Source organism: Pseudogracilibacillus sp. SO10305 (assembly GCF_037072005.1).
Classification (GTDB): domain Bacteria; phylum Bacillota; class Bacilli; order Bacillales; family Amphibacillaceae; genus Pseudogracilibacillus; species Pseudogracilibacillus intestinigallinarum.
Window position 1 is genome coordinate 1 of the sequence record NZ_JAXHDE010000017.1, and the last position, 23,922, is coordinate 23,922.

General features: G+C 36.6%; 23 protein-coding genes and 2 riboswitches. Of the genes, 18 read left to right on the top strand and 5 right to left on the bottom strand.

Features of this window, described 5'->3' with window-relative positions; genetic code table 11:
• Window positions 1–93: 93 nt before the first annotated feature.
• Window positions 94–975, bottom strand: a complete 882-nt coding sequence (locus SPD45_RS12215; RefSeq protein ID WP_336268052.1) for an AraC family transcriptional regulator — start codon at window positions 973–975, stop codon at window positions 94–96.
• Between the two features lie 103 nt (window positions 976–1,078).
• Between SPD45_RS12215 and SPD45_RS12220 the strand changes: the two genes are divergently transcribed.
• Window positions 1,079–1,981: a DMT family transporter gene (locus SPD45_RS12220; protein ID WP_336268053.1), complete on the top strand. Its 903-nt coding sequence runs from the start codon at window positions 1,079–1,081 to the stop codon at window positions 1,979–1,981.
• Window positions 1,982–2,375: 394 nt separating this feature from the next.
• Here SPD45_RS12220 and isdG read toward each other — a convergent pair whose 3' ends face one another.
• A complete protein-coding gene (isdG, locus tag SPD45_RS12225; RefSeq protein ID WP_336268054.1) occupies window positions 2,376–2,696 on the bottom strand; it encodes a heme oxygenase in 321 nt (106 codons plus the stop codon).
• Between the two features lie 206 nt (window positions 2,697–2,902).
• Here isdG and SPD45_RS12230 point away from each other — a divergent pair, with 206 nt between their 5' ends.
• Complete coding sequence (locus SPD45_RS12230) at window positions 2,903–3,295, top strand: globin domain-containing protein (protein ID WP_336268055.1); 393 nt, start codon at window positions 2,903–2,905, stop codon at window positions 3,293–3,295.
• A gap of 57 nt (window positions 3,296–3,352) precedes the next feature.
• Here the strand turns inward: SPD45_RS12230 and SPD45_RS12235 are convergent, their stop codons facing one another.
• On the bottom strand, window positions 3,353–4,582 hold the full coding sequence (locus SPD45_RS12235; protein ID WP_336268056.1) for a dicarboxylate/amino acid:cation symporter: 1,230 nt from the start codon (window positions 4,580–4,582) through the stop codon (window positions 3,353–3,355).
• A gap of 13 nt (window positions 4,583–4,595) precedes the next feature.
• Window positions 4,596–5,402 (bottom strand): diaminopimelate epimerase, encoded by an 807-nt coding sequence (gene dapF / locus SPD45_RS12240; protein ID WP_336268057.1) that lies wholly within the window; start codon window positions 5,400–5,402, stop codon window positions 4,596–4,598.
• 149 nt (window positions 5,403–5,551) lie between these two features.
• On the opposite strand from dapF, the gene SPD45_RS12245 reads away from it, so the two are divergent.
• The 6 genes from SPD45_RS12245 to SPD45_RS12270 all read left to right on the top strand — a co-directional run bounded on the left by SPD45_RS12245 (window position 5,552) and on the right by SPD45_RS12270 (window position 11,038).
• Window positions 5,552–6,478, top strand: coding sequence for a bile acid:sodium symporter family protein (locus SPD45_RS12245; protein WP_336268058.1), 927 nt, complete (start codon window positions 5,552–5,554; stop codon window positions 6,476–6,478).
• A gap of 108 nt (window positions 6,479–6,586) precedes the next feature.
• A complete protein-coding gene (locus SPD45_RS12250) occupies window positions 6,587–7,141 on the top strand; it encodes a DUF4256 domain-containing protein (protein ID WP_336268059.1) in 555 nt (184 codons plus the stop codon).
• Between the two features lie 122 nt (window positions 7,142–7,263).
• Entirely contained in the window at window positions 7,264–7,731 is a 468-nt protein-coding gene (gene yiaA, locus SPD45_RS12255) for an inner membrane protein YiaA (protein ID WP_336268060.1), read from the top strand.
• A 35-nt stretch (window positions 7,732–7,766) separates the two neighbouring features.
• On the top strand, window positions 7,767–7,982 hold the full coding sequence (locus tag SPD45_RS12260) for a hypothetical protein (protein WP_336268061.1): 216 nt from the start codon (window positions 7,767–7,769) through the stop codon (window positions 7,980–7,982).
• Window positions 7,983–8,435: 453 nt separating this feature from the next.
• Window positions 8,436–9,410 carry an LLM class flavin-dependent oxidoreductase gene (locus SPD45_RS12265; protein WP_336268062.1) on the top strand — a complete coding sequence of 325 codons (975 nt, stop codon included), beginning with the start codon at window positions 8,436–8,438 and terminating at the stop codon, window positions 9,408–9,410.
• A 47-nt stretch (window positions 9,411–9,457) separates the two neighbouring features.
• A riboswitch (purine riboswitch) is annotated at window positions 9,458–9,558 on the top strand.
• 148 nt (window positions 9,559–9,706) lie between these two features.
• Window positions 9,707–11,038, top strand: coding sequence for an NCS2 family permease (locus tag SPD45_RS12270; RefSeq protein ID WP_336268063.1), 1,332 nt, complete (start codon window positions 9,707–9,709; stop codon window positions 11,036–11,038).
• Window positions 11,039–11,211: 173 nt separating this feature from the next.
• Here SPD45_RS12270 and SPD45_RS12275 read toward each other — a convergent pair whose 3' ends face one another.
• Complete coding sequence (locus tag SPD45_RS12275) at window positions 11,212–12,366, bottom strand: MFS transporter (protein ID WP_336268064.1); 1,155 nt, start codon at window positions 12,364–12,366, stop codon at window positions 11,212–11,214.
• Between the two features lie 91 nt (window positions 12,367–12,457).
• Between SPD45_RS12275 and SPD45_RS12280 the strand changes: the two genes are divergently transcribed.
• From SPD45_RS12280 to purH, 10 genes are all read left to right on the top strand, one after another.
• Window positions 12,458–13,168, top strand: a complete 711-nt coding sequence (locus SPD45_RS12280; protein WP_336268065.1) for an MOSC domain-containing protein — start codon at window positions 12,458–12,460, stop codon at window positions 13,166–13,168.
• 25 nt (window positions 13,169–13,193) lie between these two features.
• Window positions 13,194–13,808: a DUF2179 domain-containing protein gene (locus SPD45_RS12285; protein ID WP_336268066.1), complete on the top strand. Its 615-nt coding sequence runs from the start codon at window positions 13,194–13,196 to the stop codon at window positions 13,806–13,808.
• 124 nt (window positions 13,809–13,932) lie between these two features.
• A riboswitch (purine riboswitch) is annotated at window positions 13,933–14,033 on the top strand.
• Window positions 14,034–14,168: 135 nt separating this feature from the next.
• Window positions 14,169–14,660, top strand: coding sequence for a 5-(carboxyamino)imidazole ribonucleotide mutase (gene purE, locus SPD45_RS12290; RefSeq protein ID WP_336268067.1), 492 nt, complete (start codon window positions 14,169–14,171; stop codon window positions 14,658–14,660).
• Complete coding sequence (gene purK, locus SPD45_RS12295; protein ID WP_336268068.1) at window positions 14,647–15,777, top strand: 5-(carboxyamino)imidazole ribonucleotide synthase; 1,131 nt, start codon at window positions 14,647–14,649, stop codon at window positions 15,775–15,777. Before purE ends, purK begins: the two co-directional genes overlap by 14 nt.
• Window positions 15,774–17,069 carry an adenylosuccinate lyase gene (gene purB / locus SPD45_RS12300; RefSeq protein ID WP_336268069.1) on the top strand — a complete coding sequence of 432 codons (1,296 nt, stop codon included), beginning with the start codon at window positions 15,774–15,776 and terminating at the stop codon, window positions 17,067–17,069. Before purK ends, purB begins: the two co-directional genes overlap by 4 nt.
• A 48-nt stretch (window positions 17,070–17,117) precedes the next feature.
• Window positions 17,118–19,319 carry a phosphoribosylformylglycinamidine synthase subunit PurL gene (gene purL, locus SPD45_RS12305; RefSeq protein WP_336268070.1) on the top strand — a complete coding sequence of 734 codons (2,202 nt, stop codon included), beginning with the start codon at window positions 17,118–17,120 and terminating at the stop codon, window positions 19,317–19,319.
• A 9-nt stretch (window positions 19,320–19,328) separates the two neighbouring features.
• Window positions 19,329–20,723 (top strand): amidophosphoribosyltransferase, encoded by a 1,395-nt coding sequence (gene purF / locus SPD45_RS12310; RefSeq protein WP_442962030.1) that lies wholly within the window; start codon window positions 19,329–19,331, stop codon window positions 20,721–20,723.
• Window positions 20,724–20,755: 32 nt separating this feature from the next.
• Complete coding sequence (gene purM / locus SPD45_RS12315; RefSeq protein ID WP_336268072.1) at window positions 20,756–21,772, top strand: phosphoribosylformylglycinamidine cyclo-ligase; 1,017 nt, start codon at window positions 20,756–20,758, stop codon at window positions 21,770–21,772.
• Window positions 21,769–22,347, top strand: a complete 579-nt coding sequence (gene purN / locus SPD45_RS12320) for a phosphoribosylglycinamide formyltransferase (protein ID WP_336268073.1) — start codon at window positions 21,769–21,771, stop codon at window positions 22,345–22,347. The genes purM and purN overlap by 4 nt, the downstream gene beginning before the upstream one ends.
• A gap of 30 nt (window positions 22,348–22,377) precedes the next feature.
• Window positions 22,378–23,910 (top strand): bifunctional phosphoribosylaminoimidazolecarboxamide formyltransferase/IMP cyclohydrolase, encoded by a 1,533-nt coding sequence (gene purH / locus SPD45_RS12325; protein ID WP_336268074.1) that lies wholly within the window; start codon window positions 22,378–22,380, stop codon window positions 23,908–23,910.
• Window positions 23,911–23,922: the final 12 nt, after the last annotated feature.

Sequence of the window (23,922 nt, forward strand, 5' to 3'; positions counted from 1 at the left end):
TATCAATCATTTATTGTACACAGCTATATATCCTCTATATTGCACAATCATTTTCAAATACTTGAGATAATTTGCTATACACTTTATCTCACTTTATAAATTTTCCGCTTTTTTCTCTCTATATTTTCGAGGTGTCATATGGAATCCTTCTTTAAATTTCTCGATAAAATAACTCACACTAGTAAATCCGCTATCAAGTGCAACTTCTGTTATCGTACTACTAGTTCCAATTAATAAATCTATGCTACGCTCCAGTCGATAGTCAAGAATGTATTTGAATGGGGTTCGGCCTACATGTCGTTTAAAAATCCGAATCGTTTCAGCTCGGCTTAAGTGAGTTAGTTCAGCTAATGTTTCTAATTTTATCTGTTCTTGAAAATGGGTATGAATGTATTCTAAAATAATTTTCACACGGTGATCGTAAATCGGATGGCTATGATTAGAGTGAAGTGTTACCTCTGGAAGAAGTTCGTGTAAACAAAATAAATATTGCATCGTCATAATGAGCTCATAACCATTTTCATGTTTATTATATGTATCATAGCTTGAGTCTATCGCTTGAATGATACGGAGATGTCTCTCGTTAGAACGATTTAGTATTACAAATGGCGTGTTCGTTTCTTGGATGAAGGGAAGGATATATTTATGATGGATATGTTTATCAAATAATGAAATCCCTATATTCCAGCAAATATATGTAGCGTTTTCTGTTTTTGCATGCATTTCATGGACAATTCCAGAATTGATAAAGAAGCCAGAGCCTTCCGGAATGATTATTTTTTCCCCGAGAATCCGGAGTTCTATTGTGCCACGTTTTACAATCGTAAATTGTAATTCCTCATGCCAATGTAATGGAATATATCCTAAAATTGTCTTTGATATATTCATATATTCTATTATTTGTAACCATGCTGGTTCCCGATAAGGAATAATTTCTTCGTTTAAGGAGTTTAAAGTAATATCTCTCGTTTGCAATTATATCACCTCAATATTTATATATTTTTGCATCATTTTTCGATATAATTATGGCTTTTTTTAGATTATAGTATTCATATCTTAATATTATAGGTGATATAGAATGAAGAATACAAACAAACGTATGACAGGAATTGTTTTTGTGCTTTTAGGGGCAAGTTTCTGGGGAATAGGTGGTACCGCTTCGGATTATTTATTTGCGAACGCAGGTATTAATGTGAATTGGTTTGTGTCCGCCAGACTTGTCATTAGTGGCTTGTTATTACTAGGAATTCAAATGGTCCTTGCAGGCAAACGTGCAGTTTTTACCATTTGGAAAGATTCAACTAGTAGGTTGCCGCTTATTATCTTTAGTTTGTTCGGAATGTTGCTCGTACAATATTCATTTATGGCTTCGATTGATGCCGGGAACGCTGCAATCGCTACATTACTACAATATTTAGCTCCCATTTATATTTTATTATGGTTAATTTTTAAAGGGTATCAAAAATTACAGCTCTCGGATGTAACAGTAATTTTCATTACAATGATAGGTACTTTACTTTTATTAACAAACGGTTCATTTAAGGGATTTTCGGTATCAAGTGTTGCACTTATTTGGGGGATTATATCTGGAATATCGTTAGCATTTTACACATTATATGCTCCTAAATTACTGGATCATTATTCTTCCGTTACTGTTGTTGGGTGGGCGATGCTAATTTCAGGTTTATGTATGAATATGATACATCCAGTTTGGAAAGTTGAGGTTCAAGATTGGTCGCTTATAACGATGTTAGTCTTAGTTTTTACGATTCTTTTTGGTACGACAATTGCTTTTTGGATGTTTATTAAGAGTTTGGAATACTTAGAAGCGAAGGAGACAACCTTATTAGGAACAGTTGAACCGTTAACTGCTGTAGTAAGTAGTGTAATTTGGCTGAATTTACCATTTGGTTTGTTGCAAGTCGTTGGGATGATACTAATTTTATTAATGGTCGTTTATTTGTCATTAGCGAGGAAATAATGATTGTTTCGTTAAAATGAAGATATATTATGAAAAAGGAATATGCCGAATCTAATAAGCAATAAAGTTCTATTTTCCTGGGAAGCTAGTAATTCTGATGTATTGTCGGCCTTATATTGTATTAATTTTTTGAGAAATATTGCATCTAACTTAAAAAGAGGGGACTGGGATAATAAAACATGTAAGGTTCGAACACGAATACTGACTTGACGAGCTAAAATTTGTATTCGTGTTTTACTGTTTCTTATTCCCAACCCCTATTATAATTCGTTAAATATGTAGTTGACATTCCATCGGTATGGCATTAATAAACTGTCCAATCCTAATCCTTACGATACCAAGTGAAAAGATGAATAATCTATCAAAAGGAACCCTATAAAGCGATCCACATATTTTACCCGACTTGCACTGGTTTACGTGTAATTTTCACTTCGTAATAGGAAATTTTATTTTCTAAAATATAGTCAGGCTTGCCACCTTTATGTTGGTGTGCTTCTTTAAAAGCATCGCTAGCTGTCCAATTTTTAAATGCTTCATCTGATTCCCAGCGAGTGCTAATTGTTACTTCGTCATAATCGTCTAATTTTTCCGTATTAAGTACTTCTAAGCCTAAAAATCCTTCCATCGACTCGATTTTTCCTTCTTTATCGAAACGATTAATTAATTTATATCCTTCTCCTTTTTTAATTTTTGCTGTATTTGTAACAATGATCATGTTTTACTCCCCCTATATCATTATAATTGAAAATGATTATCAATTAACTACATCATGATGCGAATGAGAATCATTGTCAACTGTAATTGTAATAATTTTGCCACAATTATCGAAAGAACTTAAACATGCATTTTAAATACTTCATTTAATTTTTAAAAACAGGTATAATAGAAATAGTGAAATGGATACGTAAGGAGGAATAGATAATGTCGAACCCACAGTTACGTTTAATATATGATGAAATTGGCGCAGAAAAAATTAAGGAAATAGTCAATGCATTTTATCCAAAAGTATATGCAGATCCAGATCTGATTCCAATATTTGATGAAGTAGAAATGCCCGAAATAATGCGAAAACAGCAATTGTTTTTAACACAATTTACAGGGGGGCCAGCACTATTTAGTATGGAATTTGGTGCTCCACGTATGCGTTTCCGTCATTTGCCACATGAAATTACACCGACGAGGGCAAGGGCGTGGCTTCGTTGTATGAAAGAGGCGTTTATAGAAGTTGGTATTTGGGATGAACCTGTAGGACAAGAATTTTATCAGCGATTAATGCAAGTTGCCGCTGTCATGGTAAATACGGAAGAAGCTTAAATAAAAACGATTTTCCGAGGTAGGATGATTCAACCTTAGAAAATCGTTTTAATTTATTTATTCGTCCACTGGCATATCCATCCAGTCTTTTCCATCGATTGTCCTAGTGACGAGCATGCTTGCGACTGTATCTCCTGTAGCATTTACCATCGTTGCAGGTGGATCGACGACAACACCGATTGCCGAAATAATTGGCATTGCTTGGATTGGTAGACCATATAATGTAATAATCATTAATTCACCTAAAAAACCGCCACCAGGAATTCCGCTCATGACAATTCCAGATAATAAACAAATTCCGATAGCAATTAAAAATGTACTAATCCCTGAAAAGTCCATATTAAAAACACTAAAAACGAATGCAATCTTTAACATTGCGGATAAACAAGAACCGTCCATATGAATAGTTGCGCCTAAAGGAATAACGGTTTCACGCACATCTTTAGGGACACCGATTTTTTTCGCTGCTTGTAAGTTAACGGGAATTGCTGCAACACTACTTCCAGTTCCGAGTGATGTCACGGCAGGACTAAGAATGTTTTTCCAAAAGGCTGCTACACCTCTTTTTCCACCGGCTAAAAATGCATATAACGTAAATCCGATGAAGAAATAAAGTATGGCAACAGGATAATAAATTATAATAGCTTTTGCATAATCTCCTAATAAAGTCGTTCCAAATTCACCGACTAATGCGGCAAAATAGGCACCTAATCCAATTGGAGCATAATACATAATAATTTGTACGAGTTTCATAAATACTTCTGAACCACTTGTTAAAAATGTTGCAAAAGGTTTCCCTTGTTGTCCAGCAAGACCAGTTGCCAAACCAACTAATACAGCAAAAATAATTAATACTAACATATTGGATCTGGAAAATAAATCTACAAAGTCTGGTACAGTAAATGTTTGTACGAGTTGGTCAGCTAACGATATTTCTTCGATTTCCTCAGGTGTTTCGGTTGGGAAATTCGAACTCGAAATAGGCGAGAAGATAACAGTGAAAAATAACATGAAAATGGATGCAATAATACCAGTAATAAAGAAAATCGTTATCATACTTCCCATAATTTTTCCGAGTCTTCGCATGCTGTCCATTCCGGCAATAGAAGAAGAAATGGAGAAAAAGACTAGTGGTACAACGACCATAAATAATAAGTTAATGAATATGTCTCCTAAAGGCTTAATGACATTTGCTTTTTCGCCAAAAACTAGTCCGATGATAGAGCCGATAATAATAGAAATAAGTAAAATGATTGGAAAACGATATGCTTTTAATTTGCTTATCATTTCATATCCCTCCTCATATAGTGGTTGTTCCTTGAAATGCAGTGAAAACTTTTCCAGTTAATGTAATGTTAGAGATCATCGTATCTTTCACTTGGAAATGTATATGTACGATTCCACCTTTCATTTCTACTGTTGTCGGTCCTTTTTTATGTTGGAAAAGTTGAGCGATAATTGCACTAGCCGTTGCGCCCGTGCCACAAGCAAGTGTTTCTTCTTCCACGCCGCGTTCATATGTACGGATGTACATATGATTGTCCGTTAGTTTTACGACATTGACATTTGTTCCATTTGGAAAATAGTTTGTCATGTAGCGGATTTTTTCACCGAATAAGTGGAAATCTTCCTCTGTTGCATCATACATTGCATCATCGAATAGTACAACATGTGGTACACCAACAGTGATACTATACAACGTTCGATTCATTAAGTTGTAGGGAGAAACAGTTTGTAAGGAAACGTTCGGAAATGCAATACTAATTTCGTCATTCGATTCAATCGTACCTTCATATATTTCACCCATTGTTTCAAAGATAGCTTTTTCTTTACAGGCGCCAATATGATAAGCGAATTTCATCGTACATCTTGCGCCATTGCCACACATTTCAACTTCGGATCCATCACGATTAAAGTATCGCATCGAAAAATGTGCTTGATCACTTTTTTCTAATAAAATTAATCCATTTGCACCGATATGTAATTTGCGTGTACAAAGTGTACGCACGATAGCAGGAAGTTTATCTTCTTGTAGAAAAGGCTGACGATGATCAATCATAATAAAGTCATTTCCAGCGCCATGCATTTTTGTAAATGGAATGTTCATCTTTTGGTAGCTCCTTTCATTATTAATTGTACAGCGTTTAAAAAAATCAGACAATACGATAATAGTCCGACTTTCATAGTTTTTACTTTATTAATTTCTGAAAATTCGTTACTATTATTCATGTTTCATATTTTAAAGGGGGAAAGAAAATGAAAGTTTTAGAAAGAATAAGTACAGTAGCAGGAAATACGTTTGCTATTTGGATTATTATATTTGCGACACTTGCATTTTTTATGCCAAATGGATTTAGTTGGATCGCACCACATATTTCCTTATTACTCGGAATCATTATGTTCGGAATGGGTTTAACATTAACGACAGATGATTTTAAACGTGTAGTGAAAGCGCCGAAAAGTGTTCTAATTGGAGTGGTAGCACAATATACGATTATGCCTGCAATCGCTTTTGGTCTGGCAACCGTGTTTAAATTACCACCTGAGATCGCAGTCGGTGTTATTTTAGTCGGTTGTTGTCCAGGTGGAACTGCTTCGAATGTTATGACATATTTAGCAAAGGGAAATACGGCATTATCTATTACGATTACTGCTATATCCACACTTTTAGCGCCAATTTTAACACCGTCTTTAACATTATTACTTGCAAGTAAATGGTTACCGGTTTCTATGAGTGCTATGTTTATGTCCATTGTTCAAGTGATCTTAATTCCGATTGCTTTAGGATTTATTCTTCGATTACTGTTCGCTAAACAAGTGGATAAAGTGACATCTGTTTTACCACTCGTATCTGTTATAGGTATTGTAGCAGTAGCGGCTGCGGTTGTTTCCGTAAATACAGAAAATATTGCAACGACAGGGTTACTCATTTTTACCATTGTTATTTTACATAATGTATTAGGGCTACTTATCGGATTTACGATTGCGAAAGTATTAAAATTAACGTATGAAGATCAAAAGGCAATTTCAATTGAAGTTGGAATGCAAAACTCTGGTCTCGGTTCTACTTTAGCCATTGCACATTTTGAGCCGATTGCTGCAGTGCCGAGTGCTATTTTTAGTGTATGGCATAATATATCAGGACCACTTCTAGCAACTTGGTGGGGCAAAGGAAAAAAGTAATTTCGTCATATGTTTTTATAAAAATTTATGACAAGACATATGGAAACATATATAATAAAGAAAACTTGGTTTATTTATATGAGCCCAATCGTAAGGAGTGGATGTAACATGATTGATGAAACAAAACAGTCATTAACGATAGAGGAAAGAACAAATTTAGTGCAAGTGTTAGAGGAACGTTTTGAGAATCATTCATATAGACATGAAACGGTCACGTGGGAGGATGTCGAACAAAAACTGACAGATGACATATTGCTTTCTTTATATTGGATGGAGGAAACTGGTGGGGAACCAGATGTTATTTTATTCGAAGAAGGGCTCGGCTATGTCGATTGTGTGAAAGAAACACCAGAAGGACGACGTAGTGTTTGTTATGATGATGAAGCATTACAAAAAAGAAAGAAGTATAAACCTGATAATAGTGCACAAAATATGGCATCTCAAATGGGAATTGGGCTTGTGACAGAAACGGAATATGAACAATTACAACGTGTAGAAAAGGTAGATTTAAAAACATCTAGCTGGATACAAACAGATGAAAAAACGCGTTCTTTAGGTGGAGCGATTTTTGGGGATCGACGTTATGATCGTGTCTTTATTTATCATAATGGTGCAGATAGTTATTATAAGGTCCGTGGATTTAGAGGGGTCATTTATTTATAGTTATTTATACTCTTTTTGACGATTTGTTTTTCAGACTTTTCTCTCATTTTTTGGAAAAGAGAAGAAAGTGTTAATTCTTTCTGTATAATGTATGTAATCTATATTGAAAGGAATGAATGCAAATGGAAGAGAAAAAGTTAGAAGATAAAGGATTCAGCCTTAGTAGTAGTCCGAAAAGGGATCGAAGGCCTGGTGAGCCGACATCAGCATATAAAGGGGCAACATGGGCTGCATTATTATTAGGGACGATTTCATATTTAGTCGGTTTGTATAATGCGACAATGGAATTGAATGAAAAAGGATATTATTTAATTATACTTATTTTTGGATTATATGCAGCAGTTTCATTGCAAAAAGCAGTCCGTGATAAAGAGGAAGGCATTCCCGTTACGGCAATTTACTTTGGTTTAAGTTGGTTCGCACTTATTGCGGCAGTATCTTTAATGGCTATCGGTTTATACAATGCAGGGAGTATAATTTTAAGTGAAAAAGGATTTTACGCAATGGCATTTGCTTTAAGTTTATTTTCAGCAGTAACTCTTCAAAAGAATATTCGCGACGCACAGGAATCAGAAGATCAACATAAATAAAAAAACGTTGAAGTTTTGAAAAGGTGGCGAGCATGTTGGACATTGTTTCATGGATGGAACAAAAAGCAGTCATTCTATTTATCGTTGCGACAGTCATTTTTACTAGTATGCTACAAATCTTTTTCTTATGGAAAATACGCGCAACATTACCAAAGTTGTTCATCATGATCATGTCAATGATTTGTACGATTATATTAATCGCTTCGATTTACGCATTTATTTATATTTTATTATTTGGTTATAATTCTTAATATGGAGGCTGAGACAAGACTCAGTGAAATGAAAAAGGTAATTTCAGTAAATTAATTTTTATTGGAATAACCTTTTCACTTTATTTGTTCGACTGCGTCACTCCATAAATTTACTTCGCTTTCCGCGGGTCGACCTCAACCAACAGAAAAAGAAGTTCACTTTCTTTGTCGTTTTCGGACACGGCTTATCCCGCAGGAGTCTTCGTAGATTTATTCCTCTTTTGTTATTTTACCCTTACAAAAAGAGCACACTCCGGTAAAATTAAAATAACAACGCACTAACCTATGATATGTTCCTATCATTCCAACGAACTTAACATGAAAATTAATTATATTTGTCTTTTGGAGATAAGCATGACCATTTTTTATAATTATAAACCAGTTCTATTCCAGCCTTTTTTTAAATGGAAAAAATGAACGGCAGTGTATAATAAAAGACGGAGGTGTATGTAGATGAAATTAAGTATACTAGATCAAATACCGATTTCGACAGGACAAACGGAAAAAGAAGCATTAGAGGCATCCATACAATTAGCAAAACTTGGAGATGAATTAGGATATGAACGGTTTTGGGTGGCGGAACATCATGATTTATTTGGTCTTGCTTGTCCGAATCCGGCTATTATGTTAGGAGTGATCGGAGCTCAAACAGAAAAAATTCGCCTCGGTGCTGGAGCTGTTTTATTACCTTATTATAAGCCGTTTCATGTTGCAGAAACATATCAATTATTAGAAACATTGTATCCAGGGCGCATCGATATAGGTTTAGGTCGAGCACCTGGTGGACCTGCGGAAGTGTCGATGGCTTTATCAGATAATTATTTAGCAGGCGTACGAAAATTTAGTGAACATATTGATGAGTTGCATATGTTTTTACATGATACATTTCCGACAGATCATCCGTATCATAAAGTGACTCCAACACCTGTTCCAAAAAATGCACCAAAAACATGGTTGTTAGGAACGAGTGAAAAAAGTGCACAATTAGCCGCGGAAAAACAGATGAATTATGTGTTTGGTCATTTTATGACAGATTCGGATGGACCGTCTATTGTGCAGCAATATAATGAAAATAGAGGGGAGAAGGGATATGTCATTGTAGCAGTTCATGTCATTTGTGCAGCGTCTACAGAAGCAGCAGAATTATTAGCAAAAAGTGTTTTATTATGGAAGGAACGCCAACATCATCCACATGCACCACAAACTATTCCGTCGATCAAAGAGGTGGAGCAGTATCCTTTTACAAAAACACAGTGGGAAAAAGCTCATACTTCTATCGTGATTGGAAATCCAAGGGAAGTAGCCGAGAAATTAAACGAAATTCAAACAGTATATAATGCAGATGAATTAATGATTGTAACGATTACACATGATCCAGTTGCAAAACAACAGTCTTACCAGTTGCTCGCACAAGAGATAATTCGCTAAAAGTATTGACGTATCCATGTGCAAGCAGTATGATTAAATACGTATTCAAACTGAATATAAGAACGTTTCGTATAATCTAAGGAATTGGCTTTAGAGTCTCTACCAGACTACCGTAAATAGTCTAACTACGATACAAGTAATCACCATACCACCCCAGGCATATTGAAATGTTTGGGCAGTTTTTGTTGTTACTTGTACGGATTTGTCATGGTAGCACTCTAGAGAATAGGGTGCTTTTTCCTATTTGTTTTTTTCGATTTATTGTACGGAATGATACAATTTAAGGAGGAAAGAAAGTGAAAAAATACTTTCGCTTTGAGGAACTAGAAACAAATTATCGTACAGAGTTTATGGCGGGGATGACGACGTTTTTAGCGATGGCATATATTTTATTCGTAAATCCATCTACCTTATCGTTAGAAGGAATTGACTTGCCTGCAGGTATTGAAGGAATGGATAAAGGGGCAGTATTTACTGCTACAGCAATTGCCGCTGCGGTTGGATCTCTCATTATGGGTGTACTTGCTCGTTATCCAATTGGACTTGCACCAGGGATGGGATTGAATGCATTTTTTGCGTATACCGTTGTGTTAGGGTATGGTATCCCATGGCAAACAGCTTTATCAGGTGTATTAGCATCAGGAATTATTTTTATTATTTTAACTTTATCAGGATTACGAGAAAAAATTATCAATTTAATTCCAGCCAACTTAAAATTAGCGGTAGGAGCGGGAATTGGCTTTTTTATCGCTTTTATTGGATTTCAAAATGCAGGAATTATCGTTGGAAACGATGCGACATTAGTTGCAATCGGAGATTTAACAAATCCAAACGTTTTATTAGCGGTGTTTGGGATTGTTATTTCAGTTATTTTACTTAGTTTAAAAGTTCGTGGTGGTATTTTTTATGGAATGATCATTACGGCGGTTGCCGGTATTATTGTGGGATTAATTGCACCGCCAACAGGTGTATCAGATATCGTTAGTACGCCACCAAGTGTTGCATCGACATTTGGACAAGCATTTTTTAATTTCGGTGATATTTTTACTTTACAAATGTTAGTCGTTATTTTAACTTTTTTATTCGTCGACTTTTTTGATACAGCAGGTACGTTAGTTGCGGTTGCAACACAAGCTGGATTAATGCGTAACAATAAATTACCACGTGCTGGCAAAGCATTGTTTGCCGATTCATCTGCGACCGTAGCAGGAGCAATTATTGGTACATCAACAACAACAGCATATGTAGAGTCCACTGCTGGTGTTGGGGCAGGTGGACGTACAGGATTTACGGCAGTCGTTACAGCTGGATTTTTCTTACTTGCTTTGTTCTTCTCCCCTTTATTATCGATTATAACGGTAGAGGTTACAGCGCCGGCGTTAATTATCGTTGGGGTAATGATGTCGAAGTCTTTACAACATATTGAGTGGGATAAGTTTGAAGTAGCGGTTCCGGCTTTCTTTACGATTGCGGCGATGCCTTTAACATATAGTATCGCGACAGGTATTGCGATTGGATTTGTATTTTATCCGATTACGTATATTATGAAAGGCCGTGCTAAAGAAATTCATCCGGTTATGTACGGTTTATCCGTCATTTTTATTTTATATTTTATCTTTTTAACATAAATGAAAAGAGTTTAGGACATCAGTTAGAAAACATTTTTAAAAATATGGATCGTTCATGTTCGTTTTCACTTCAAAATAGAGTGCGACGTATCGAAAGAAGATGCATATGTTCTGCTAACTAGTATGATTTGTCCTAAACTCTTTTTTTAATACATATATGTATATTGGCTCCATTAAATTTCTGCTCGCTTAATAGCGATGTAATAGATCGACATAACGACAAAACCGATAAGAGTGAAAAATGCCATTCCAATATATAATGTATGGACACTAAAGGCATCCATGATCATTCCACCGAATAACGAACCGATAATACCAGAAACACCGAAGAAGACAGAGTAAAAGATTAAATGTCCTGTTGATTGTAGTACATTTGGGACGACACGAGTGACATAGTCTAAAGCAGCCGTATAAAATACACCAAAAGATAATCCGTGCAAAATTTGTAACGGAATGACAGCTGTAACCGAATGGATACTCCCGTAAATGAACCAACGAATGATATAAATGAAACTAGCGATTAATATAAAAATAAATGTATGGTAGTTTCTAAACCAATAATGTGCAGTTGCAAAAATTATCGCTTCACTTACTAAGCCAACAAACCATGCAAGACCGACAAGGGATTCTGTTCCACCAAGTGCTTGAATATATATACCGATATAACTATCGTTTGCTCGATGGGCAATGGTGACGAACATCATGAATCCTAAAAAGAAAATAAAAGGTCGATTAGTAAATAACTTTTTCACATCGATCAATTGAATGGGATCTTCTTCAACGACTACATCCTTTAATGTAAATGCGATCACTAATAAAAAAGATCCTAAAATAACATACGGCCAAACGATATAACCAATTCCGACCTTCGTCAATAATTCCCCAATGAGTAGAGATGATAATCCGAAACCAATGGATCCCCACATTCGAATGGAGCCGAAAGAAATATGTAATTCATCTGCCCGTCTTTGTGCTAAGCTGTCACCAAATGCCCCTACTGGTGAAGAAAAGAAATAAAATAAAGCACCAAAAATTAAAATGGTTACTAAATGCCCCATACTGAAAAAGAGCATACTCATGATTAACATTCCGATGATGGAAATGATAAGTATTTTTTTTACAGTTTTATATTTATCACTGACATATCCCCAAAATGGTTGAGAAATAATGGTAGCAAATGGACCAATTGCAAGCACCCAACCGATTTCCGTACCGGTTAACCCTTTATGTTTTAAATAAAGTGGCAAAAAACTTAAAATGATGGTGTTTGTTGCATGAAAATTAAAAATAAATAATTTTAATGAAAATAAAGATTGTTGATTTTTCAAATACTTTCCCACCAATACGATGTAATTTTGTAGTAAAATAAAAGTATATAAGCCGGTAACTACTATAACATAAAGTGAAAGGAAGACAATGATGATTGCACCATTTGTAGCTGAACTTAGGACAGGAAAGGTAAAACGTCTTGGGAGCGAAGGCGCCGAAAATCCGATGGAACGTACATGGGAGACGGGAATGTTTAAAGAAATAAGAGAAGGGAAAGTATGGTTATCGAAAACAGGTTTAGAAGCAGATGAAGTAGCTGATACGAAAAATCATGGTGGAGAAGAAAAGGCGATATTCGCGTACCCGATGCATCACTATGATTATTGGCGTGAGAAAATTCCACATGCGGACATTTCTGTAGGTGGTATGGGAGAAAACTTAGTAATTGCGGATGTAGATGAATTTACTGTTTGCATTGGAGATATATTTCAATTTGGAGAGGCGATTGTTCAAGTTTCACAACCACGTCAACCGTGTTGGAAACCAGCACGCCGTTATGAAGTATTAGATTTGGCATTACAAATTCAACATAGTGGTAAAACTGGTTGGTATTTCCGTGTTCTAGAAGAAGGATATGTTCAAACGGGAGAAACATTACAATTAATGGAACGTCCTCATGAAGGTTGGTCGATTGCAACGTGTAATGAAGTAATGCATGAGAAAAAATATGACTTAATAGCGACGAGAAAATTAATGCTAATAGAAGCATTAGCACCGAACTGGAAGCGTACATTGCAAAAGCGTTTACGTGGGGCAGAATCCTCCATCCGTAAAAGGGTGTATGGTGAAAATATAGAGTAGGTTAGGTAGATTGTGAGGGATTGATTTGTTAAATAATGCATATGCCGTTGTCGCGATTATTCTCGTTATTAATATAATTTATGTAACATTTTTAACGATACGAATGATTTTAACATTAAAAGGGAGAAAGTATTTAGCTGCAATCGTCAGTGTGTTTGAAGTAGTCGTTTATATTATGGGTTTAAGTATCGTATTAGATAATTTAGATGGTATTCAAAACATTATTGCGTATGCACTAGGTTTTGCGCTTGGAATCATTACGGGATCATTCATTGAAGAAAAATTGGCACTAGGCTATATTACGGTCAATGTTGTTTCTGGAGATCCTTCTTTAAACTTCTCAGAGCGTTTACGAAAGGAAGGATACGGTGTTACGAGTTGGCGTTCATCTGGAAGAGATGGTGATCGTTTGTCGATGCAAATACTCACACCGAGGAAGTATGAGCTGAATTTATATAAAATCATTTCGGATATCGATCCGAAAGCATTTATTATGTCCTATGAACCGACACAAATTCATGGTGGATTTTGGGTAAAACAAATTCGTAAAGGGAAATTAACGAATGTTCCACCAGAAAACCCGATTATTCAGTCAGAAATCGATAAGGAATTTACAAAACAGGAAGAGAACGAGCAGTAATTTATTGGTTTTATGTTTTAGTTCCATCAAAACACGAACATTAAACTAAAAACGTAACAAAATGTTCGATATTTTGTTGACGAATAAATTAAGAGTTTGTTATAATTAATTTGTTGTTCACAGATGAAACGAAAAAAATATTCCCCATATAATTTTAAGAATATGGCTTGAAAGTTTCTACGTTGCACCGTAAATGCTACGACTATGGGGGAGGATGATGTTATAATGAGAAAAATTAACATAAGCAATTTATACAAAGATAAGTCTATCCATCTTCTCCTATATGTATAGGGAGAGGAATAGACTTTTTTTACTTTTTTACGGGTAAATATCATTATATATTGGTAGGAGTGAATGAGATTGGCACAAGTTGGTATTATTATGGGAAGCATTTCAGATTGGGAAACGATGGAACATGCATGTACAGTTTTAGATGAGATGGGTATTGCTTATGAAAAGGAAGTTGTTTCTGCACACCGTACACCAGATGATATGTTTGAGTATGCAAAATCAGCACGAAAGCGTGGATTAAAAGTAATTATCGCTGGAGCTGGTGGAGCAGCACATTTACCTGGAATGGTAGCATCACAAACAACATTACCGGTAATTGGAGTACCCGTACAAACGAGAGCATTAAATGGAATGGACTCTTTATTATCTATCGTGCAAATGCCTGGTGGTGTCCCGACAGCGACAATGGCCATCGGTAAAGCTGGTGCGACAAATGCAGGATTATTCGCGGCACAAATTTTAGGAATTAATGATGAGAATATGAAAATTAAATTAGATAATTATCGTAAAAGAATGCAAGCAAATGTTGCAGAAATGAGGGAAGATCTTGCAAACAAATAAAAAAATATTGCCTTCACAAACGATTGGGATTATTGGTGGTGGCCAATTAGGACGTATGATGGCAATCGCGGCTAAGTATATGGGATATGATATTGTCGTATTAGATCCAACACCAAATTGTCCGACAGCACATGTAGCAGATGAACAAATTATCGCTGCATATGACGATATGGAAGCAATTAAACAACTGACGGAAAAAAGCGATGTCGTTACATATGAATTTGAAAATGTCGATTTAGAAGCTGCAACTTATATTGAGAAAGCGGGAAAGCTACCACAAGGTGCTTATGCATTAGAGGTAACACAACATCGTGAACGAGAGAAAACGATGATGCAAGCTGCGGGACTTCCAATTCCGGCATTTTCGATTGTTAAAGATAGTGTGGAATGTGAAGCGGCATTACAAGACTTTCCACTTCCAGCCGTCATTAAAACTTGTACGGGTGGTTATGATGGAAAAGGCCAATTCAAAATTGAAACGGCAAAGGATATAGATGCGGCGGTACAGTTTGCTCAAGAAGGTGGTCCATTTATTATGGAGCAATGGATTACATTTGATAAAGAAATATCAACCGTATTTACGAGGGCACAAAATGGAGAAATACATTTTTTTCCTTTAGCAGAAAATGATCATAAAGACCATATATTATATGAAACGGTCGCTCCTGCTCGTGTAAGTGCGGAAGTGAAAAGTAAGGCAATTAAAGCAGCTAAAACATTGGCCGAAAAAATGAATGTTGTCGGTACATTTGCTATTGAAATGTTTGTAAAAGGGGAAGACATTTATATTAATGAAATGGCACCTCGTCCACATAATTCAGGGCATTATACGATTGAAGCTTGTAATGCTTCCCAGTTTTCTCAACATATTCGTGCAATTTGTAATGTGCCACTTCAGGAAGTGAAGCAATTACAAACAGCATTAATGATTAACGTATTGGGAGAAGATATGGAACGAGCGTTACATGCAGTAGGAAATATACCAGAAGCAAATGTTCATTTATACGGAAAAAAAGAAGCGAAAGAGAAGCGTAAAATGGGGCATGTCACATTTGTCGCTGATACGATGTTTGAAGTGATGAACCAGAAGAAGAAATATGAGGAGGAACTTGCGTGATAGATCGATATACACGTCCTGAACTAGGGGCGATTTGGACAGAAGAAAATAAATATAAAGCTTGGTTAGAGGTGGAAGTTTTAGCTTGTGAAGCATGGGCTGAATTAGGTCATATTCCAAAAGAAGATGTACAAGCAATCCGTGAAAAAGCGAGTTTCGATATAGAGCGAATCTATGAAATAGAACAAGAAACACGTCATGATGTTGTTGCCTTTACACGCACAGTTTCTGAATCATTAGGTGAAGAAAGAAAATGGGTACATTACGGACTAACATCAACAGATGTGGTGGACACAGCATTATCTTATTTATTAAAACAAGCGAATGACGTCATTCGAAAAGATATTGAAAATTTTATTGACGTATTGAAAGAAAAAGCAACTGAACATAAACATACGGTTATGATGGGACGTACACATGGTGTTCACGCGGAACCGACGACATTTGGATTGAAATTAGGTTTATGGTATGAAGAAATGAAACGTAATTTACAACGTTTCAATGATGCAGCGTACGGTGTGGAGTTCGGAAAATTATCAGGTGCAGTTGGAACTTATGCAAACATCGATCCGTTTGTAGAAAAGTATGTGTGTGAACATTTAGGATTAACTCCTGCACCACTTTCGACACAAACATTACAACGTGACCGACACGCGGCATATGTGTCCGCATTAGCGTTAATTGCCACATCGATTGAAAGGTTTGCAACGGAAATTCGTGGGTTACAAAAGACAGAAACTCGTGAAGTAGAGGAGTTTTTCCGTAAAGGACAAACAGGATCTTCTGCGATGCCACATAAACGTAACCCGATAGCATCGGAGAATATGAGTGGGATGGCACGTGTCTTACGTGGACATATGGTTACAGCATATGAAAATGTTTCATTATGGCATGAAAGAGATATTTCACACTCTTCTGCTGAACGGATTATTTTACCAGATGCTACTATTGCATTGAATTATATGTTAAATCGTTTCAGCAATGTCGTGAAAAACTTAACTGTTTTCCCGGAAAATATGCGCCGAAATATCGATAAAACATTTGGTGTCATTTTTTCACAACGAGTACTACTAGCTTTAATTGAAAAAGGATTAAGCCGTGAAGATGCATACGGTATTGTCCAACCATTAGCGATGGAAGCATGGGAGACGGAAGTTCATTTTAGAGATTTATTACAAGCGAATGATATCGTCAAAGAGAAATTAACAGAAGCGGAATTAGAGGATTGCTTCGATCATACGTATCATTTGAAAAATGTGGATATTATTTTTGAACGATTAGGTTTAAATTAAGATAAATGTCATTTCATAAAACTCATAAATTAAAAGGAGTCGGTAAACATGGTGATGGATCCAGAACAAATTGAACGTGAAAAAGAATATGAAAGAATGGGACTTTCTACAGAAGAGTACAATAAAGCTAAAGAAATTTTAGGACGTTATCCGAATTACACAGAAACAGGTATTTTCTCTGTGATGTGGTCAGAACATTGTAGTTATAAAACATCTAGACCTTTATTAAAGAAATTCCCGACAGAAGGCCCTCATGTATTAGTAGGACCTGGAGAAGGTGCTGGAGTTGTTGATATTGGAGACAATCAAGCAGTCGTATTCAAGATGGAAAGCCATAATAGTCCATCGAGAATTAATCCTTTCGAAGGTGCTGCAACAGGAATTGGTGGAATTTTACGTGATGTCTTTTCTATGGGAGCACGTCCAATTGCAGCAATGAACTCTTTACGTTTTGGACCATTAAACAACGACCGTACAAAATGGATTTTCGAAGAAGCAGTAAAAGGAATGGCTTTTTACGGTAATAATGTAGGTGTACCTACAGTTGGTGGAGAAATTCAGTTTGATGAATGTTATGCAGATAGTCCGCTAGTGAATGCAATGGTTGTTGGGTTGTTAGATCATGATGACATTCAAAAAGGAATTGCAGCTGGAGTAGGGAATACAGTTATTTATGCTGGGGCTCCTACTGGTCGTGATGGTATTTTAGGTGCGGCACACTCTTCAGATGATGAGGAAAATGAAGAGGCATCACCAGCAGCAGGTAATCCACATTTAGAAAAGAAATTAATTGAAGCTTGTTTAGAAGTGATTCACCATGAAGCATTAGTAGGCATGCAAGATATGGGCGCAGCAGGCTTAACTTCGTCAGGAAGTGAAATGGCTTCTAAAGCAGGAACGGGAATGGTATTAGATTTAGATTTAGTACCACAGGCAGAAGAAAATATGTCTGCATATGAAATGATGTTATCAGAAACACAAGAAAGAATGTTACTCGTCGTTACAAAAGGACGTGAACAAGAGATTATCGATCTTTTCAACAAACATGGGGTAGATGCATGTGCTGTTGGAGAAGTAATAGAAGAGAAAGTATTTAAAGTAGATCACCAAGGGAAAGAATGGGCAAACATCCCAGTAGATGCATTAGACAAAGATGCACCTGTTTACTATATGCCTTCAAGAGAAGCGAGTTATTATAAAGGATTCCAAGAAATGGAACAACCGACGTTTACAGTAGAAAATTACGGCGATACATTAAAGCAACTATTACAGCAACCGACGATTGCGAGTAAAGAATATGTGTATGAGCAATTTGATTCGGAGATGAATGGAAATACAGTTGCAGGTCCAGGTGCTGGAGCATCAGTCGTAAAAATGGAAGGCTATGATAAAGCAATTGCCATTTCAACGGATTGTAATAGTCGATATATTTATTTAGATCCTGAAGTAGGTGGACAAATTGCCGTGGCGGAAGCTTGTCGTAATATTGTTGCTGCAGGTGCAAAACCATTAGCAATTACAGACGGATTAAACTATGGAAATCCAACGAATGAAGAAGTGTTCTGGCAAATGGAAAAAAGTATTGATGGGATAAGTGAAGGATGTCGTACATTAGAAGTTCCAGTAATTAGTGGAAACGTATCGATGTACAACCAATCATATGGTGAGCCGATTTTCCCAACGCCGATTATCGGGGTCGTCGGATTATTTGAATCATTAGACCATATTACACCGAATAATTTCCAGGCAGCTGGAGATCACGTATATGTCATTGGAGAAACAGACGCAACATTTGGCGGAAGTGAGTTACAACAAGTTTTAACAGGTAAGTATGAAGGAAAAGCACCGGCGATTGATTTACAAGTAGAAAAAGCGCGTCAAGACGGACTATTACAAGCAATAAAAGCAGGAGTCATCGAATCTGCAGAAGATGTTGCTGAAGGTGGACTAGGTGTAACGCTTGCAGAAAAAGTCATTCGTGCAAATGGATTAGGAATAAATGTAACATTAGAAGGCGATATGACAGCAGCTTTATTTAGTGAAACACAATCACGTTTCGTCGTTTCAGTTAAAGAAGAGAATGTAGAAAAGTTTGAACAGTTAGGATTAGACGCTATTAAAGTAGGCGTTGTGACAGAGGATGAACAGTTTGTTGTGAAAAGCGCAACAGAAGAAGTAATGACAGAAGAAGTACAAACGCTCAGAAAACTGTGGAAAGAAAGTATTGCACAGTCTCTGAAATCCAATTAAGAATGAGGAATGAATGGCATGTTTGGTATTTGGGGTCATCCGAAAGCAGCTGAGATTACGTATTATGGATTACACGCTATGCAGCATCGCGGACAAGACGGTGCTGGCATGGTCGTGTCAAATGGAGAACGTTTAAAATTGCATAAAGATGTCGGTTTAGTAAACGATGTGTTTAAGCGAGTGAATTTTCCCGATTTTGAAGGGCATGCGGCGATTGGACATATTCGTAATGCGACACAAGATGATGGGGTATTTGAAAATGTGCAACCACTCGTTTTTCGTTCTTTAAAAGGAAGCACAGCAATAGCGCATAACGGGAAAATTATGAATGCCGAAAAAATTCGTAGTTCTTTAGAGTCGGGTGGAAGTATTTTTCAAACGACATCAGATACAGAAGTATTAGCACATTTAATGAAAAAAAATAATGGGGATACGACGACAGAAGAAGCAATTATTGCAGCGCTAGGTGAGTTAGTTGGAGCGTATGCGTTCATTATTTTAACAGAAGATAAAATGTTTGTAGCACTTGATCCACATGGGATTCGTCCATTATCACTTGGACGATTAGGAGATGCCTATGTCGTCGCATCTGAAACATGTGCATTTAATATTGTCGGAGCGACTTTTGAAAGAGAAATTTTACCAGGTGAAATGCTTACGATTAGTGATGAAGGGGTAAAATCTACTCGCTTTTCCTTGCGTGAACCTAGAAAATTATGTGCGATGGAATATGTGTATTTTTCACGACCGGATAGTGATTTAAACTTAGTAAACGTACATTCCGCACGTAAACGAATGGGAATTGAACTTGCAAAGGAACATCCAGTACCTAATGCGGATGTTGTCACAGGTGTACCAGATTCAAGTATTTCGGCGGCTATTGGGTATGCGGAGCAGTGTGGTTTACCGTATGAAATGGGTGTATTAAAAAATCGGTATATTAACCGTACGTTTATACAGCCGTCCCAAGAATTACGAGAACAAGGGGTAAAGATGAAACTATCTCCAGTAAAAGGTGTTGTGGAAGGGAAATCTGTCGTCATGATTGATGACTCCATTGTTCGCGGGACGACAGTACGCCGAATTGTTCGCTTATTAAAAGAAGCGGGAGCAAAAGAGGTTCATGTTCGCATTTCATCACCAAGAATTGAAAATCCTTGTTATTACGGAATTGATATGTCGACGAGAAAAGAACTGATTGCAGCGAATTATTCGAATGATGAAATAAAAAATATTATTGAAGCAGATTCGGTAGAGTTTTTATCGATTGAAGGTACAGAACGTGCCATTGTGAAGGATAAGACGATTAATCAAGGTGTTTGTGCAGCTTGTTTTACAGGAAATTATCCAATTATCGAAAATGATCATCGCAAAGAATTTTACCGAAAATATCGAGTGGATTAATCGGTGCAAAACTTTAACTAGGAGCGAATAAAATGTCAAATATGTATAAAAAAGCTGGTGTGGATGTAGAAAAGGGCTATGAAGCGGTAGAGCGTATGAAAAAGCATATCGCCAAAACGACACGTCCAGAAGTAATTGGCGGAATCGGTGCGTTTGCCGGATTATTTGAATTAACGAAATTTAACTATGAAGAGCCTGTATTAGTTTCAGGGACAGATGGTGTTGGAACGAAATTAATGCTAGCATTTGAAATGGACAAACATGACACAATCGGTATTGACCTAGTGGCAATGTGCGTGAATGATATCGTTGCACAAGGAGCACAGCCATTATTTTTCTTAGACTATATCGGTTGCGGTCAAAACGAACCAGCAGTCATCGAACAAATTGTCGCTGGAGTAAGTGAAGGTTGTGTACAATCTGGGGCAGCTTTAATTGGTGGCGAAACAGCAGAAATGCCTGGCATGTATAAAGTCGACGAGTATGATTTAGCTGGATTTGCAGTAGGAATTGCAGAGAAATCAAAATTAATTACAGGTGAATCTATTAAAAATGGAGATGTCATAGTAAGTATTGGTTCTAGCGGGATCCATTCAAACGGTTACTCCTTAGTTCGTCAACTTATTAAAGATTTAGATGTATCGAAACAGTATGATGGATTATCAGAAACATTAGGGGAAGCTGTTTTACGTCCGACAAAAATATATGCAAAACAGATTGCTACATTAATAGAGAAAGTAGACATTAAAGGAATCGCACATATTACGGGTGGAGGTTTTTATGAGAACTTCCCACGTATTTTACCAGAAGGACTAGGGGTATCTTTAGAAAAAGGCTCTTGGGAAATTCCGGAAATATTCCCGTTTCTTCAAGAAAAAGGAAATGTTTCGGATGAAGATATGTATGGTGTATTCAATATGGGGATCGGAATGGCTTTAGTAGTAGATGAAGTTAATGCCGAAACCGTTGTGGCAACATTAAAAGATTTAGGAGAAAATGCTGCGATTATTGGAAAAGTAGTCGATAAGGAAGGGGTACATTTTACATGAGTTTTTCAAGACGTCAACGATTAGCTGTCTTTGCATCTGGGACAGGGTCAAATTTTGAAGCGATGATGCATAGTAATGATCGAGATTTTGATGTTGTCATGTTAATTTGTGACAAACCGAAAGCACATGTCATTGGAAAAGCTGCTAGTTTTGGAATTGAGACGGTTGTATTAGATCCAGCTACATTCCCATCCAAAGAAGCATATGAACAAGAAATTATTGAGAAATTAACACGTGCAAAAGTCGACTGGATTGCCTTAGCAGGATATATGCGTTTAATCGGTTCGACGTTACTAGAAGCATTTGAACATAAAATTATTAACATACACCCGTCTTTATTACCTTCATTCCCAGGCTTGAATGCGGTAGGACAGGCATTAGAAGCTGGAGTGAAAGTATCGGGTGTGACGATTCATTATGTCGATGAGGGAATGGATACAGGTCCTATTATTGCACAAGAACCTGTAACAGTTTTTCCACATGACACAGAAGAATCTCTGTTACAACGCATTCAACAAGTAGAACATGTTTTATATACACGTGTTCTATCAGAAATTACAAAACAATCAAACTAAAATTATGAGAACGTGAGGAGTAATTTTCAAATGAAAAAAAGAGCATTACTAAGTGTATCGGATAAAGAAAATTTAGTGCCTTTTGCACAAGGATTAGAACGTTTAGGATATGAAATTATTTCTACAGGTGGAACATTACGTTTATTACAAGAAGCAGGTATTAGTGCCATTGCAGTAGATAATGTGACAGGTTTTCCAGAGATTTTAGATGGTCGTGTTAAAACGCTGCATCCGAAAGTGCATGGGGGACTTTTAGCGAAGCGTAGTAATGAGGCACATGTGAAAGCTTTAGAGGAAAACGAAATTACACCGATCGATATTGTCGTAGTTAATTTATATCCGTTTAAAGAAACATTAGCAAAAGACGGTGTTTCTCATGACGAAATTATTGAGAATATTGATATTGGTGGACCTGCAATGTTACGTGCATCTGCTAAAAATTATGAAGATGTAACAGTTATTGTTGATCCTACTGACTATGATAAAGTATTAGAATACTTAGCAGAAGACGGCTTATCAGTGGAAGTACGTCGAACGTTAGCAGCAAAGGTATTCCGACATACTGCACATTATGACAGTATGATTGCGCAATATTTTACGTCAGAAACGAATGACTTGTTTACAGATACATATTCAAGAACGTTCGAACGTGTTCAAAGCTTACGATACGGAGAAAACCCTCACCAAGAAGCGACGTTTTATGAAATACCGAATTATAAAGGAATTAGTTTAGCAACTGCAAAACAATTACATGGAAAAGAGTTATCTTACAATAATATTCAAGATGCAAATGCAGCATTAGAAATTGTACTAGAATATGAGGAACCGACAGCAGTAGCGGTGAAACATATGAACCCATGTGGGATCGGGTTAGATGATCATTTAGCAGGCGCATTCCAACGTGCATTTGATGCAGATCCTATTTCTATTTTTGGTGGCATTATTGCAGTAAATCGTGAAGTAGATGAAGCGACAGCAGAAAAAATGTCCGAAATCTTCTTAGAAATTGTGATGGCACCATCCTTTACGAAAGAGGCTTTAGACATTTTAACGAAGAAACAAAACATTCGTTTATTAGAAATTCCGATGGATGAAGATGTTGCAGTGTATGAAAAGTTAGTATCTGTAAAAGGTGGTTTACTCGTACAAACGAATGATACAGGAAAAGTGACTGAATCGGATTTAGAAGTTGTGACAGAGCGAGCACCATCTGAAACAGAAATAGAAGATTTATTATTTAGTTGGAAAGCAGTGAAACACGTAAAATCGAATGCTATTTTATTAGGAAAAGAAAAACAAACAGTCGGTGTAGGTGCAGGTCAAATGAACCGTGTCGGTGCAGCTAAAATTGCTTTAGAGCAAGCTGGTGAAAAAGCAAAAGGAGCCGTTTTAGCATCTGATGCATTTTTCCCGATGCCAGATACGGTAGAAGCGGCGGCACAGGCTGGAATTACGGCAATTATTCAACCTGGTGGATCCAAACGTGACCAAGATTCCATCGATGTTTGTAATAAATATGGGATTGCAATGGTCTTCACAAAGATGCGTCATTTTAAACATTAATACGAAGAAAAT

Bases quoted from the DNA above. Each gene is read 5' to 3' on its own strand.
- SPD45_RS12250 (WP_336268059.1), top strand. From the start codon at position 6,587: ATGATTGATGAAACAAAACAGTCATTAACGATAGAGGAAAGAACAAAT.
- SPD45_RS12245 (WP_336268058.1), top strand. From the start codon at position 5,552: ATGAAAGTTTTAGAAAGAATAAGTACAGTAGCAGGAAATACGTTTGCT.
- SPD45_RS12280 (WP_336268065.1), top strand. From the start codon at position 12,458: ATGATTGCACCATTTGTAGCTGAACTTAGGACAGGAAAGGTAAAACGT.
- yiaA (WP_336268060.1), top strand. From the start codon at position 7,264: ATGGAAGAGAAAAAGTTAGAAGATAAAGGATTCAGCCTTAGTAGTAGT.
- SPD45_RS12230 (WP_336268055.1), top strand. From the start codon at position 2,903: ATGTCGAACCCACAGTTACGTTTAATATATGATGAAATTGGCGCAGAA.
- isdG (WP_336268054.1), bottom strand. From the start codon at position 2,696: ATGATCATTGTTACAAATACAGCAAAAATTAAAAAAGGAGAAGGATAT.
- SPD45_RS12220 (WP_336268053.1), top strand. From the start codon at position 1,079: ATGAAGAATACAAACAAACGTATGACAGGAATTGTTTTTGTGCTTTTA.
- purM (WP_336268072.1), top strand. From the start codon at position 20,756: ATGTCAAATATGTATAAAAAAGCTGGTGTGGATGTAGAAAAGGGCTAT.
- purF (WP_442962030.1), top strand. From the start codon at position 19,329: ATGAATGGCATGTTTGGTATTTGGGGTCATCCGAAAGCAGCTGAGATT.
- purL (WP_336268070.1), top strand. From the start codon at position 17,118: ATGGTGATGGATCCAGAACAAATTGAACGTGAAAAAGAATATGAAAGA.
- SPD45_RS12235 (WP_336268056.1), bottom strand. From the start codon at position 4,582: ATGATAAGCAAATTAAAAGCATATCGTTTTCCAATCATTTTACTTATT.
- SPD45_RS12265 (WP_336268062.1), top strand. From the start codon at position 8,436: ATGAAATTAAGTATACTAGATCAAATACCGATTTCGACAGGACAAACG.
- dapF (WP_336268057.1), bottom strand. From the start codon at position 5,402: ATGAACATTCCATTTACAAAAATGCATGGCGCTGGAAATGACTTTATT.
- purH (WP_336268074.1), top strand. From the start codon at position 22,378: ATGAAAAAAAGAGCATTACTAAGTGTATCGGATAAAGAAAATTTAGTG.
- purN (WP_336268073.1), top strand. From the start codon at position 21,769: ATGAGTTTTTCAAGACGTCAACGATTAGCTGTCTTTGCATCTGGGACA.